Source organism: Paraburkholderia phosphatilytica, assembly GCF_003443895.1.
In the GTDB taxonomy this organism is placed as follows: domain Bacteria; phylum Pseudomonadota; class Gammaproteobacteria; order Burkholderiales; family Burkholderiaceae; genus Paraburkholderia; species Paraburkholderia phosphatilytica.
On the sequence record NZ_QQOA01000005.1, the window covers coordinates 41,259 to 55,495 of the forward strand.

General features: G+C 67.9%; 8 protein-coding genes. 7 read left to right on the forward strand and 1 reads right to left on the reverse strand.

From position 1 onward, the window contains the following. The first annotated feature begins 5 nt into the window (after positions 1 to 5). On the forward strand, positions 6 to 2,630 hold the full coding sequence (locus DVS29_RS07165) for a circularly permuted type 2 ATP-grasp protein (protein ID WP_118179751.1): 2,625 nt from the start codon (positions 6 to 8) through the stop codon (positions 2,628 to 2,630). After that, complete coding sequence (locus DVS29_RS07170) at positions 2,627 to 3,544, forward strand: transglutaminase family protein (RefSeq protein ID WP_118179752.1); 918 nt, start codon at positions 2,627 to 2,629, stop codon at positions 3,542 to 3,544. Before DVS29_RS07165 ends, DVS29_RS07170 begins: the two co-directional genes overlap by 4 nt. A 147-nt stretch (positions 3,545 to 3,691) precedes the next feature. On the opposite strand, the gene DVS29_RS07175 is transcribed toward DVS29_RS07170, so the two are convergent. After that, positions 3,692 to 3,853: a DUF1328 family protein gene (locus DVS29_RS07175; RefSeq protein WP_118179753.1), complete on the reverse strand. Its 162-nt coding sequence runs from the start codon at positions 3,851 to 3,853 to the stop codon at positions 3,692 to 3,694. A gap of 1,262 nt (positions 3,854 to 5,115) precedes the next feature. On the opposite strand from DVS29_RS07175, the gene DVS29_RS07180 reads away from it, so the two are divergent. The 5 genes from DVS29_RS07180 to DVS29_RS07200 all read left to right on the forward strand — a co-directional run bounded on the left by DVS29_RS07180 (position 5,116) and on the right by DVS29_RS07200 (position 14,195). Beyond that, entirely contained in the window at positions 5,116 to 7,809 is a 2,694-nt protein-coding gene (locus DVS29_RS07180; protein WP_118179904.1) for a bifunctional glycoside hydrolase/polysaccharide deacetylase family protein, read from the forward strand. A gap of 37 nt (positions 7,810 to 7,846) precedes the next feature. Next, the gene (locus DVS29_RS07185) at positions 7,847 to 8,818 is read left to right on the forward strand and encodes a hypothetical protein (protein WP_205962412.1); all 972 of its coding nucleotides are present in this window, start codon (positions 7,847 to 7,849) and stop codon (positions 8,816 to 8,818) included. Next, positions 8,802 to 12,056 (forward strand): tetratricopeptide repeat protein, encoded by a 3,255-nt coding sequence (locus DVS29_RS07190; protein WP_240655499.1) that lies wholly within the window; start codon positions 8,802 to 8,804, stop codon positions 12,054 to 12,056. Before DVS29_RS07185 ends, DVS29_RS07190 begins: the two co-directional genes overlap by 17 nt. Before the next feature lie 102 nt (positions 12,057 to 12,158). Beyond that, the gene (locus DVS29_RS07195) at positions 12,159 to 12,701 is read left to right on the forward strand and encodes a penicillin-binding protein activator LpoB (protein WP_118179754.1); all 543 of its coding nucleotides are present in this window, start codon (positions 12,159 to 12,161) and stop codon (positions 12,699 to 12,701) included. A gap of 63 nt (positions 12,702 to 12,764) precedes the next feature. Further along, a complete protein-coding gene (locus DVS29_RS07200; RefSeq protein ID WP_118179755.1) occupies positions 12,765 to 14,195 on the forward strand; it encodes a PelD GGDEF domain-containing protein in 1,431 nt (476 codons plus the stop codon). The last annotated feature ends 42 nt before the right edge of the window (positions 14,196 to 14,237 follow it).

The following is a 14,237-nucleotide window of genomic DNA, read 5'->3' on the forward strand; positions in this document are numbered from 1 at the left end:
GCATCTTGGCTTTCCAGTCGATCCTGCCGTTCGATGCCGGCAACGCGCAGTCCGAAGCGCTCGCCGAAGCCCATGCGGAGGCGCTCGCGCTCGCGCGCGCATTGCCGGCGCGTCCGGGTCATCGGGACGAGCTGCGCGATGCGTCGGGCGCGCTGCGCGAGCCGTGGCGGCGCTTCTTCGCGCTGCTCGGCGAGGAAGGCATCTCGAGCCTCGATGCGCGGCTCGCGTCGGTCGCGCAGCAGGTGCGCGACAACGACATCACCTACAACGTCTACGCGGACAACGGCGAGGCGCGCCCGTGGGCGCTCGATCTGCTGCCGTTCCTGATCGACGAGCACGAGTGGACCGAGATCGCGCGCGGCGTCGCGCAGCGCGCGCGCCTCATCAACGCGATCGTCGCGGACGTGTACGGTCCGCAGTCCCTGCTCGAACGTGGGCTGCTGCCGCCCGCGCTGGTGTTCGGCCACCCCGGCTATCTGCGGCCGGTGAAGGGCTATGCGCCGCCGAACGGCCAGTATCTGCAGATCGTCGCGACGGACCTTGCGCGTGCGCCGGACGGTCAGTGGACCGTGCTGTCGCATCGCACGGATGCACCGTCGGGGCTCGGCTACGCGCTCGAAAACCGGCTGATCGTATCGAACCTGTTCGCCGAGCCGTTCCGCGCGATGCGCGTGTCGCGGCTCGCGCCCGCGTATTCGGAACTGATCGCGACACTCGCGCAGGCCGCGCGCGAAACGATGCGCGACGGCGAGGACGACGCGCGGCGCGCATCGCCGCACATCGCGCTGCTCACGCCGGGCCCGTTCAGCGAAACCTATTTCGAGCACGTGTTCCTTGCGCGCTACCTCGGCGTGACGATCGTCGAAGGCAAGGACCTGACGGTACGCGACGACAAGCTGTATCTGAAGACGCTCGGCGGCCTCGAACGCGTGCATGCGCTGCTGCGGCGTCTCGACGACGTGTTCTGCGATCCGGTCGAACTGCGAGCCGATTCCACGCTCGGCGTGCCGGGTCTCTTGCAGGTAATGCGCGCGGGTAACGTGATGGTGTCGAACGTGCCGGGCGCGGGCTTCGCGGAATCGCCGGCGTTGCACGGCTTTCTGCCCGGGATTTCGGAGGCGCTGCTCGGCGAGCCGCTCGCGCTGCCCGCGGTGCCCACCTGGTGGTGCGGCGAGAAGGCCGCGCGCGACGAAGCGTTTGCTCAGCTGTCCGATGCATTCCTGATGTCGACGTGGCCGGGCCAGCACGCGGACGCGCCGCCGGGCGTGCCGGGCGGCCTGCAGAAGCTGTCGATCTGGCGCGAACGGATCGAACGCGCGCCCGACGTGTTCACGATCCAGCAGCCGCTGCGCTATTCGATCGCACCGCGCTATATCGACGGTGCGCTCGGTGGCGCGATCGGCGGCCGGCCGTCGGTGTTACGCGTGTACGCGATCGCCGGTGTGGACGGCTTCTGGAGCGTGATGCCCGGTGCGTTCACGCGGCTTGCGGCCGAGCGCCGCGCGACGGTTTCGATGCAGTTCGGCGGCAGCAGCGCGGACACGTGGGTGCTGTCGAGCCAGGCGGAGCAGCCGTTCTCGCTGCTGCCCACGCCGCTCAAAGCCGGCGACCTTGCGCGCAATCACCGCACCGTGTCGAGCCGCGCGGCGGAGAACCTGTTCTGGGCAGGCCGCTATGGCGAGCGCGCGGAGAACAACGTGCGTCTCGCGCGACTGATCCTCGGCTCGCTCGATGGCACCGATGCCGACGACGACATGTTCGCGACCTACACCGAACTCGCGGCGCAGTGCGGACTGATTCCGTCGATCGATACGCTCGCGCGCAGCACGCCGCAGGCGTTCGAGCGCGTGCTGGTGGCCGGGATGCACGAGAACGGCGGCGGCGCGAGCATCGGCCAGAATCTCGCGAGCCAGGCGCGCGCGTGCGGCGAGATACGCGGCCGCTTCGCGAGCGACCACTGGCGCACGATTCTCGCGAGCCGCAACGACTTTCGCGACGCGTCCGCGCGCATCGCGGCGGGAGGCAACCCCGCGCGCTACGACCGCGTCGCGCTGCTCGATGCGCTCGAACACCTGGCCACGCAGCTGTCCGCGATCAGCGGCGCGCAGGGCGACCGCATGACGCGCGACGAAGCGTGGCGGCTGCTGTTCGTCGGCCGTCACATCGAACGCGTCGCAACGATGACGACGTTCCTGCGCGTGGTGGCCGAGACCGGCACGCTGACCACGCCCGCGGGCTTCGACCTGCTGCTGCAGCTGTTCGACAGCACGCTCACGTACCGCTCGCTGTATCCAGGCCGCTTCGAGGTGCTGCCGCTCGTCGATACGATCGTCGTCGATCCGACCAATCCGCGCGGGCTGTATGGTGTCTACCAGCGGCTGCGCCAGAAGCTCGACGAGATCGCCGCGGTGGCCGGCAGCGCGCGGCGCATGCCGTTCGCGGAACTGATGCCGCCCGTCGATACGCTGCCCACGCTCGACGTGCTGTGCGAGACCGGCGACGAGGGTCGGCACATCGAGCTCATCCAGTTGTGCGAGCGGCTCGGCAACACGATGATCGCGGCTTCGAACGAGGTGAGCAGCCGCTACTTCAGCCACGCGAACACGCTCGCCGCGCAGGTGTCGTCATGACGGAACCGATCGCGCCCACGCCCGCGCACGCGAAGCCCACGGTGCTGTCCGTGTCGCATCGCACCACTTATCAATATTCGACGCCGGTCGAAACCGCGCAGCATCTCGCGACCATCCGGCCGCTCGCGAGCCCGTGGCAGCGCATCGTCAATCACACCGAGTGCATCGAGCCGGAGCCGTCGTACCTGACGAGCCGTTTCGACGCATTCGGCAACGACGTGCTGTATTTCGCGCTCGACACGCCGCACGAGCGGCTGCAGATGACCTGCGAGACGACCGTGCGCCTGACGCCGCGCTGGGTCGATCTCGATCCGCTCGCGACGCCCGCGTGGGAAACCGTCGCGCAGGCGCTGCGGTTTCACGTGGGCGGCGTCTTCGCGCCCGAATCGGAATTCTGCTTCGCATCGCCGAACGTCACGCTGAAGCCTTCGCTGCGTGCGTACGCGCTGGAAAGTTTCAAGCCGGACCGGCCGCTCGTGGACGGCGCGATCGACCTGATGCACCGCATTCACGCGGATTTCGCGTACAAGCCGACCGCAACGGCCTTCGATACGCCGGCCGAGCGCGCGTTCGAGCTGAAGAGCGGCGTGTGCCAGGATTTCGCGCAGGTGATGATTGGCTGTCTGCGCGCGATCGGGCTGCCGGCGCGCTACGTGAGCGGCTATCTGCGCAACGATCCGCCGCCGGGACAGCCGCGGCTGATCGGCGCGGATGCGTCGCATGCGTGGGTGTCGGTGCATTGCCCGGAGATCGGCTGGATCGATCTCGATCCGACCAACGACGTGCTCGCCGACCTCGACCACGTGACGCTCGCCACCGGGCGCGACTACAGCGACGTGTCCTTGCTGCGCGGGATGATTCTGGGCGGCGGCGCGCACCAGGTCGACGTCGCGGTGAGCGTATTCGCGCTGTAGTACGCCGCGCCGTCCGGCAAATCCTGCAAGCCGCTGAAGCGCCGCAGCGGCGATCCTTCCAGTCGCGTTACCTCGAACAGCACAAGAAAACGGGCCGCGCGGCAATGCGCGGCCCGGCACGTCGGTGCGAGCAAGCCAGTCAGCGGATCACCGTCGGACGACGCCCATCAGCAGGGTCACGAGGAAGATCACGATAAAGATGAAGAACAGCACCTTCGCGATCTCGGCGGCACCGGCCGCGATGCCGCCGAAGCCGAACACCGCGGCGATGATCGCGATGATGAAGAAGATGACAGCGTAGCGAAGCATGAAACCCTCCCTTCCTGATTGGCTGAACCGGCTGGGGAGCCGGGTTGAGACCGGCGATCGCGGGTCGCCGCCGTGCTGACCGGTTGAGCAACGCGTGTGCCCGTGAACCGTCGGTCCGCCGTTGTAAGACAAGGTAAGAGGGAGGCAGGGAGCAAGGTTCGCGTCAATCGGGATTCAAACGGGCCTCCGCACGTTTCAAACGCGCCGTATCCATTGAATGGGCATTTGTGTGGGCCAGCGAACACTCGTGCATAAATGCGCACTTGCATTTCTAATTGCGGGGTCGAACCGGAAAATCGATTCAGTAAAAATCGCATCCTGTCTCTACCCGAAATCAGGTAGCCAAACGTTTGCATCGAGTCGGCATTCTGTTAGTTAATGTCTGACGATTCGCATATTGCGACCCCGATTTGCTCAATACATTCTGATGCGCGATTGCAACGCTGCGCAATTCCCCATTGACAGCGAAAAACCCCGCGAGAGTGGCCACTAGCGCGGACAGCCGCACGGGCTGGGGCAGGGCAGGCCGTGTGGAAGTTGCTCGCGCAAACGTTGTCGCGAGAAGCGCATGATGCGGGTGTTTTGCGCTTCACTACCTGGGTTGTCTGAAATTTATTTAACAAATATGCCCCTTTTTAAGATTGCTCAGTTAAAATCGCGTCGCTTCAGAAATTGGCCGGCCGCTGTGGTGGTTAATGACAGATGTTCGGCATTCGTTTGGACCGTTATCCAGCGCATCGCGCTTTGGATCACGGTCATGGAGCCGGGCTGACGGAGATTCGTATCGAGATGCGGATTGGTGTCGGTCCCCGGCACAGGCAATCCGCGACGACCGACATCATGTTTTTCGAACTCCTGCCGTTATTACCAGCGAAGCCCGAGCCTTACGACTCTTCCCTGCCGGCGCGACCGTGTCGATCACACGCCACGCCGGCCGACCATCGAGCGAGCCGTCGGTAACACGGGCGGAGCGCGCGGCGAGCCACGGGTTCGTCATCGCAGCCGGCGCACGCAGGCCGGCAACAACAATCATCGGGATATCCGGCGCTGACCCGCCTGCTGGGCGGCGCCAGAAACACCGGCCTTGCACGCGCGTTTCAGACGTCGGCGCGGGCAGGCGGGTTGAGAGGCATACGTTGAATATGAACAAACGGGGAGAGCCGCTGCGCGCAACGACGCAGACGGCTCCGGGGAAGACCATCGGCAACGCCGCGCGGGCAGGGCTCGCGCTGGCGGCGGCGCTCGCGTTCGGCTCGGCCTCGATGGCCGCCGCCGCGCAGTCCGCGCCTGTGGCCGCCCCTACCGCGAAGGCCGACGTACATCCGAACGTCGCGTTCTACGACGGCGCGCATCCGCCGCTCGGCGAACTGCAGGCGTTCGACGCCGTCGTCACCGATCCTGCCAGCGGCTTCGACCCCGTCTCGCATCCGCTCGCGCACACCGTCTGGATCGCGCGCCTGCCGAAAGACGTGTCGTCCGATCTCGTCGCGCAGCAGATCGAACCGCTGTGGCGCCGCGGCTACCGTGGCTTCCTGCTCGACATGCCGGCCGCGATCGCCGCCGCCGACGCGATCCACGCCGCCCATCCCGATGCCCGTCTGATCGTCGCCGGTCCTGACGCGTTGCAGGCCGCGCAGCCGCATGCCGCCGAGCTGTACGCGGTGGTCGGCGCGTCGCTCGTGCGCAGTTTCGCCGACAACGAACAGGTGCCGCACGAAGTCACCGCCAGCGAGCGCGCCGCGCGCGTCGCCGCCGCGCAGGCCTTCATGCAGCAGACCCACGTGCCGGTGCTGTCGATCGAATTCTGCGGCCAGACCGACCGCGCGTGCGCGCGCTCGACGGCCGCGCAGGTGGTCGGGACCGGCGTCACGCCGTACGTGACCGACACGGCGCGCGACGTGGTCGGCATCGGCGCGATCGAAGTGCTGCCGCGCAAGATCCTGATCGTGCAGGACCCGGCTGCGGGCCTGCCGCTCGACGAAACGCCGGGCGTGCGCGATCTCGAGACGCCGCTCAACTATCTCGGCTACGACGTCGAGTTCGCGGACGCGAACGGCGATCTGCCCGACGACATCACGCCGGACCGCTACGCGGGCGTCGTTTCGTGGTTCGAGGGCAACGATCTGCGCGATGCCGCACGCTGGCGCGAGTGGGTCGATGCGCGCATCAACGCGCACGTGCCGGTCGCGTTCATGGGCCAGTTCGGTTTCGACGCGGCGGAAGACGAAGGCGCGGCGCTCGACCTGCAGGCGGTGCCGGGGCCGTTCACCGAAGCCGTGCAGACCGTGTCGCGCGACCCGATGATCGGCTTCGAGATCGATCCGAAGCTTGGTCCGCGCGACCTCACGGGCGTGCAGGTCGGCGCATCGAGCAAGTCGCTCTTGCGCGTGAAGTCAGGCAACGCGACGCTCGATCAGGTCGCGATCACGCCGTGGGGCGGCTACGCGATGAGCCCGTACACGGTGGTGTCGCTGAACGGCATCGGCCAGGAGCGCTGGGCGCTGCAGCCGATCGCGTTCCTGTCGCAGGCGCTGCGCCTGCAGCAGATGCCGAGCCCGAACGTGACGACCGAAAACGGCCGGCGCCTCTTCATGACGCACGTGGACGGCGACGGCTTCGCGTCGCGCGCCGAATTCCCCGGCGTCGACTATTCCGGCGAAGCGCTGTACCAGCAGATCTTCACGCGCTACAAGCTGCCGATGACGCTGTCGGTGATCGAAGGCGAAGTGGGACCAAAGGGTCTCTATCCGCAGATCTCGCCGCGGCTCGAAGAGATCGCGCGCCAGATGTTCGCGCTGCCGTACGTCGAGATCGGCACGCATACGTATTCGCACCCGTTCGAATGGGAGCAGGTGGACGCGAAGACCGGCGAGCGCATCGATCGCGGTGGCGGCGACACCGCGTTCTCGCTGAACATTCCGAACTACAGGTTCAACATCGACCGCGAGATCACCGGCTCTAGCGACTACATCAACTCGCGTCTCGCGCCTCCGGGCAAGAAGACCGTGATCCTGCAGTGGCCGGGCAACTGCGAGCCGCCCGCGATCGTCGTGCGCAAGGTGTACGCGGCCGGCCTCGACAACATCAACGGCGGCGACACGGTTATCACGAAGAGCGCGAACAGCTGGACCAACATCGCGCCGATCGGCGTCGACAAGGGACCGGGCGCGTATCAGGTGTATGCGCCGAACCAGGACGAGAACGTCTACACGAACGACTGGCTCGGGCCGTTCTACGGCTTCACGCGCGTGCTGGAAACCTTCCAGCTGACCGACGAGCCGCGCCGCTTCAAGCCGATCGACATCTACTACCACATGTACAGCGGTACGAAGGTCGCGTCGCTGCGCGCGCTGCAGCAGATCTTCGACGCGGTGCTGAAAGAACCGGTGCTGCCGGTGCGCGTGACCGACTACGTGCACAAGGTGTACGACTGGCGCTCGTTCGCGGTGGCGCGTGAAGTGATGCCGCAAGGCACGCCGCAGGCACAGCCGGGCGCGGCGGCACAGCCCGGCACCAACACCGCCGCGAGCCGCTGGATCGTGCGTGGCGACGGCCAGGTGCGCGAACTGCGCTGGCCGCAGGGCGCGCCCGATCTGCGCACGTCGCCGGGCGTGACGGGCTATTCGGCCGGACCGGACGGCACCTACGTGCATATCAACAATGGCGCCGCGACGGTGTCGTTCGATGCGGGCAGCGCGTCGAACACGCTGCCGTACATCGCCGAGGCGAACGGTTACGTGCGCCGCTTTGAGCGCACGACGAACGGTCTGTCGTTCGAATTCGGCGGCTACTACCAGCCGTTCGTGAAGATCGCGAACGCGCAGTCGTGCCGCGTGACGGTGGACGGCAAGCCCGTCGCCGCGCAGCACGACGGCGCGACGCTGCGCTTCGATACGCCGGCTTCGGCCGACCTGCAGATCCACTATCAGCCCGTCGAGATCAGCTGTGAGCGATAACGTGACCGCGCGGGGGACCGCCCAACGTCCCCGCATCGTGCCCGCCTGGATCGTGCTGCTCGTCGCGGCGGTGATCCTGCTCGCGATGTTCGCCGTGTCGCCGCGTGGGCGCCTGCGGCAGCGGATCGCGTCGGTCGGTGCGCCGAGCGATCTTTCGGCTGCGTATCTCGAGGCGTGGTCGAAGTCGCAGCCCGACAACGAGGAGTTCCTCACGCTGCTCGGCGCGCAGTACGCGTACCTCGGCCGCATCGACGACGCGGAGCGCGTCGCGACGCGCATGGACGCGCTCGGCACCGACAACATGCGCCGCGCCGCGACGATGCTGCGGCTTTCGGTGGCGGAGCAGCGCACCTTCGCGATCCCCGAGGACGATCCGCGCCGTGAGGCCGCGCTCGACGCGCTGCGCACAAAGCTCGAAGCCGCCGCGACGCTCACATGGGCGCCGAAGGATCTCGAGTGGCTCGCGCAGCACGCCGTGGCGGTGGGCCTGCCGCAGCTCGCGCTGCAGCTGTACACGAAGCTGTCGAAGGGCGATGCCGACGGACGTCAGCGCTGGGATACGCAGATCACGCGTTACGCGCTGCAGGTGGGCGACTATCGCGCCGCTGCCGATGCATGGTTCCGCCAGCAGGCGGCCGCACGCACGCTCGACGAACAGCGGCGCTGCTTCATCGAGGGTGTGCGCACGCTGCAGTCGGGCAACCTGCTGAACGACGCGCTCGCCGCGGCCGATCAGCACGTCGGCGCGCTCGCCAACGATCCGGCCACGATCGTCGAACTGCTCACCATCGCGCGCGCGGCCGACCGGCCCGATCGCGTCGACTACTACGCGAAGATGCTCGCGCGCTTCGTGATGGGGACGCCTGCCGCGCCTGCTCCTGCTGCATCGGCACCTGGCGCATCGGCTCCCGCCTCCGCGTCGGCACCGATGGCATCGGCCGCGCCCCGTCGCTTCGAATCGCATTCTGACTACGCTTATATGGACGTGCCCGGTGTCGAACTACGCTGACTCTCCGTTCGCGCGCAGTCGCGACGACCTGACAGATAGCGAAGCGCGTCCGGCGCTGTCGTATGCCGTCGCGCGGGCGCACGGCGACGCGGTGCGGGCACGCCGTGGCGCGACGTGGCGGCGCGTGCCGCACCTGATCCGCATGGCCGCGAGCGTCGCGGTGTCGGCGATGGCGCCGCTGCACGCGGTCGCTGCCAGCGCGCCGGCCGCCGCATCCGCGAATGTCGCGGCGAGCGCACCCGTGGCGTCGTCGGCAGTGGCGGCACTTGCTGCCGCGAGCGCGGCGAAGCCGGCTACGGCGAACGGCGCGAGCACGGCGGCGGCAACGTCGGCTGCGCCGGCAACTGCAACCGCCGGCACGTCGCCCGAGAAGATGGCGGACCTCGTCTATCAGTCGTTCGTCGAATCGGGCGATCTCGCGAACGCGCAGAAGATCGCCGAAGAGCAGGTGCGGCGCGACCCGCGCTCCGCCGTGTGGACGAAGCGTCTCGCGCAGGTGGCCGAGTGGCAGAGCAACGGCCCGCTCGCGCTGAAGTCCTGGCTCGACTACGCCGATCTGTCGAACGACCCGGTTGCGTGGAGCAACGTGCTGCGCATCGCACCGATGCTCGACGACGACAACGCGTATCTGGCTGCGCTCACGCACGCCGCGCGCGCGAATCCGGACGACCTGAAGACCGTCGACAACGTGACCGCGACGTACGAACGCCTGGGCCGCCCCGACGACGGCCTCACGTTCCTGCGTTCGCTGCCGCGCGACCGCAACGAGGACGCGATCGACCAGCGCATCGGCGCGCTCGCCGAACGCGCGGGTCACGACGATCAGGCGCTCGCCGCATATCGAGCGGTACAGGCGCGCCATCCGACCGACCCGAACGCCGCGCTGCGCACGGCGAGCGTGCTGTACCGGCAGGGCGACTATCGCGCGTCGCTCGCCGCGTTGCAGACCGCGCGCCACGGCGCGAAAGATAAAGACACCGAGTTCTGGCGCGACTACGCGGAACTCGCGCGCCTCTTGCAGCGCGACGACGACGCGAACGAAGCGTATCGCCATCTGCTCGTGAGCGGCGACACGACGCCGGAAGACCTCGGCGACATGACGTACTTCTACGACCCGTATCCGATCGATGCGGGCCGCGTGGCCGAACTGCGCTACCGCCGCGATCACACGCCGCGCGCGCTGCAGGACGCGATCTATTACTACACCGATGCGCAGGCGCTCGACCGCGTCGCGGCGCTGATCGCGAGCCTCACGCCGGACGAGCGCCGCGCGGCCGAAATGGCGCCGGGCGTGCTGGGCGTGCGCGCCGAGTACTACCGGCTCACCGATCAGCCCGATCTCGCGCTCGCGGACCTGAAGCGCGCGATCAATCTGCCCGGCGCGACGTCCGACCTGCGCGCGGCGTACCTGTGGATGCTGGTCGACTACGGTACCGACGCCGAACTGAACGCGACGCTCCGGCGTTGGCGCGGTAACGAGGACCAGAGCTCCGCGCTGTGGGAACCGTTCGCGGCGGCCGAGATGCGCATGAACCGCCCGGTGCGCGCGCTCTCCTACCTGCATCGGCAGGCGGCCGTGATGTCGCGCGATCCGCTGTGGCTGCTGACCTATGCGGACGCGCAGGAAATGTCGGGCCGGCCCGATCTCGCGTGGACGATCCGTCACAAGGTGTGGCTGCAGATGCAGCAGGACGAAGCGGAACTCGCGAAGCTGCACGATGCGCCGCGCTCCGCGTTCCGCGGCCGCGCGGGGCAGGACGCCGAGACTCGCGCCGATCTGCGCGCGCGCCGCGTCGCGCTGGCCGGAGACTTCGCGCCCGCCGACGAATCCGCGGCACTGCTGAACGATCTGCTGTCGGGTCCGCAGTCTTCGACCGATACGATCGCCTATGCTCGCCGCACGCTGCTCGGCACCGCGAAGGGTCTGCCCGGCGGCGCGCCGATGGCGGGCACCGACAAGCCGCAGCCGAACCGTCTGCGCGAAGCGGTCGCGAAGGAAGTGGCGATCGCGTGGGCGCTGTCGCACGAGGCCAATCCGCTCGCGAAGCGCTGGCTCGCGCAGCAGTACGCGGCGCACCTCGCGCAGCCCGCCGACGCGCGCCTGACGATCGCGCTCGCCGAGCACGACAACGCGACCATCGAAAAGTTGCTCGCGCAGGAACGCTCGCGCCTGCCGCTTTACGACCGCATCGATGCGACGCTGGCGGTGGACCGGCTCGGCCGCGCGCAGCAGCTCGCGTTCGACGGTCTCGATGGTGCGCCGGACGACACCGAGCTGCACACGCGCCTCGCGGAAGCCGCGTTCGAGCTGCCCGAGTCGATCGATACGAGCGTGACGAACTACGTCGAGCATCCGCTCGATTATGTCGAACAGACGGTGTCGGGCAGCCGCCGGATCGCGGACCAGTACCTGATCGGCGTCGAGGCCGTGCAGCACTTCCAGCATTCGACGGACATCACGCAGCTCGTGAACGTGCCGTCGGTGGATCGCTGGGCCGACGTCTACATCAAGCGGCAGACGCTCGACACCTCGTTCACCGTGACGGCGGGCCGGCGCGACGCGATGACCGCGTTCAACACGCTGCAGTTCGCGCTGGAAACGGGCCGCAACTCGGACATCCAGTTCTCGCTGCACGCGGGTCGCGACCAGGTGGCGGACGAGAACCAGGCGCTGCTCGTCGGCGGCATGAAGGACAACGTGGTGAGCGAAGTGACGTGGCGCGTGACGCCGCGCATCTCGATTCAGGGCAGCGTGGAAGGCGACCGTTTCTACAGCCAGTCGCGCAGCTATCTGGGCAGCGGCGTGCTGACGAGCGGCGAGATCGAGTACCGGATCCGCACCGACTACCCGGACTACACGCTGCGCCTCGTCGGCGAGCATGGCAGCTACGGCGCGAGCGGCGGGGTGGATCCGCTGATGTCGCGTCTCGTGCCGACCGCCGACCAGCCCGCGCTCGCCACCGACTTCCTGCCGCCCACGTTTTCGCAGTACGGGCTCTTCTTCGGCTTCGGTAACGAGAATCGCGACCGTTATACGCATGAGTGGCGGCCGTTCCTCGACGTCGGGATCGTGCACGACTCGATCCAGGGCTGGGGACCGGACGTGACGGTGGGCGCAGCCGGCAGCGTGTTCGGCAACGATCACCTGATGATTTTCTTCGAGCACGAGTCGGTCTCGCGGGTGGGCACGGGTACGCCCATCACCGTGATCGGCGCGCGCTACAACTGGTATTACTGACCCCGTTGAATAACGGGGAGCCAGGGCGCCTGGCTTGGCAGCGGCGCTACACGTATTCGATTCAGACACAACCAGGGCGACACACTTGAGGAGTATTTCGCAATGAAAGGGACGGCAGGTTTGATCAAATGGTCCGCGGCGCTCGCGGCGTCCGTGATGGTGCTGGGCGCGTGCGGCTCGATCCGGCAGACGGCGACGCCGTCGCTCGCAGCGGACGACTCGGTCGCGATCGCGTCGATCGCGAACTTCACCGAAACGCCGGCGGCCGGCAGCAGCGCCGCGGCGCTCGCGGCCAACACGCTGCGCGCGAACGGCCTGAAGGACGTGCGCGTCGCGCCGGCCGACAAGAACGAGAGCGCGCTGTTCGACACGGCGCAGCGCGAAGACGCGCAGAAGAAACTCGCATGGGCGCGCGGCCAGCACGTGAAGTATCTGCTGACGGGCGCGGTCGAAGAATGGCGTTACAAGGTCGGCGTGGATGGCGAGCCGGTGGCGGGCGTAACCTTCGAACTGGTGGACGTCGCATCGGGTCAGACCGTATGGAGCGCCACCGGCACGAAGAGCGGCTGGAGCCGTTCGAGCCTCGCCAGCGTCGCATCGTCGCTGATCGGCGGGCTGCTCGCGCCGCTGCATCCGCACGCCTGATCGCCATCGTGCCCCTATGGTGCCGCTGTCATCCGTGCCTGTAACTGTCTTGAGGAGCTGGTCGTGAATACCGTCCCCGCGCAACCTGGCGCGAACGCATCGAAACCGCGCTACGCCAATCCGTTCGGCCACCTCGGCGCGGTCCGCCGCCTCGTGGCGCCGGCGGTCGCACGGCCGTTCGCGGTCGTCGAAACGGTCGTGTTCATGCTCGTCGTGCTCGCGATCAGCTGGGCCTTCAATCACGACGATCCGCTGCTGCTGCGCTCGGGCTACCCGTGGCTGTGGTTCGCGCCGCTCGTGGTCGCGCTGCGCTACGGCACGCTGCTCGGGCTGCTGGCGAGCGTGATGATGATCGGCACGTGGCAGGTGTTCGCGGGCGCGGCCGGCGCTGCGTGGCCCGTGCTGTACTTCACGGGCGGCGTGCTGCAGACCATCGTGGCCGGCCACTTCGGCGACACGTGGGCGAGCCGCACGGTGCGCGCATCGGCGATCAACGACTACCTGAACGACCGGCTTGTCGCGATCACCAACACGCACTATCTGATGCGCCTGTCGCACGAGCGGCTCGAGAAAGACCTGCTGTCGAAGCCGACCACGCTGCGCGATTCGATCACCGAGCTGCGCCGGCTGTCCGTCGCGCACGGTCTCGAGACGCCGGTGGGCGCGCATGACGCCGATGCGGACGTCGACCCGCAGCGCGAGATGCCGGGCGCGCAGGAGCTGCTGCAGTTCGTCGCGCAGGCCTGCCAGATCGAAGTGGCGGGGCTCTTCGCGGTGCACGGCGGCAGGGTGGAGCGCGAAGCGCTCGCGCGTCTCGGCGACGCGTTCGATCTCGATCCGCACGACGAGCTCGTGAAGCGCGTGCTCGAGACGATGGCCGTCTCGCACGTGAAGAGCGAAGACCGGCCGGTCGCGAACTCGAAGCTGCTGGTGTGCGCGCCGCTGATCGCCGCGGACGGGCAACTGCTCGCGCTGCTCGCGATCCGCCGCATGCCGTTCCTGTCGCTGAACTTCGACAACCTGCAGCTGCTGCTCGTGCTGCTCGGCTATTACGCCGACGGCGTCGAGCACTCGCAGCAGGTGCGCGACATCCTCGAACAGGTGCAGGGCTGCCCGTACGAATTCGCGCTCGACATGAGCCGTCTCACGCGTCTGCAGCGCACGTCGGGCATCGCGTCGTCGCTCGTCGCGCTCACGTTCCCGCGCGACGAATCCGGCGACTCGTTCTTCGAGCACGTGATGCGGCGCCGCCGTTCGCTCGACCTGATGTGGCCGATGAAGACGGCCACGCATTCGGTTCTCGTGAACCTGATGCCCGCGACCGACGAAACCGGCGTGGATGGTTACCTCGCGCGGATCGAGGCGAGCCTCGACGCGCAGTTCAACCTGGACCTGGAAGGCGCGCGCGTCGGCGTGCACACGCTGCACATCGGCGGCATGGAGCCGGGCCCGGCGCTTCAGCGTCTCCTCAAGCGAAGCGGCGTCGATGTCTAGGCTCATGACTCCTTCCCGGCCGCTCTACGGCAACCGGCAGGC

Excerpts from the sequence above, each read along its gene's own strand:
- DVS29_RS07170 (WP_118179752.1), top strand. The coding sequence starts at position 2,627 with ATGACGGAACCGATCGCGCCCACGCCCGCGCACGCGAAGCCCACGGTG.
- DVS29_RS07175 (WP_118179753.1), bottom strand. The coding sequence starts at position 3,853 with ATGCTTCGCTACGCTGTCATCTTCTTCATCATCGCGATCATCGCCGCG.
- DVS29_RS07180 (WP_118179904.1), top strand. The coding sequence starts at position 5,116 with ATGGCCGCCGCCGCGCAGTCCGCGCCTGTGGCCGCCCCTACCGCGAAG.
- DVS29_RS07195 (WP_118179754.1), top strand. The coding sequence starts at position 12,159 with ATGAAAGGGACGGCAGGTTTGATCAAATGGTCCGCGGCGCTCGCGGCG.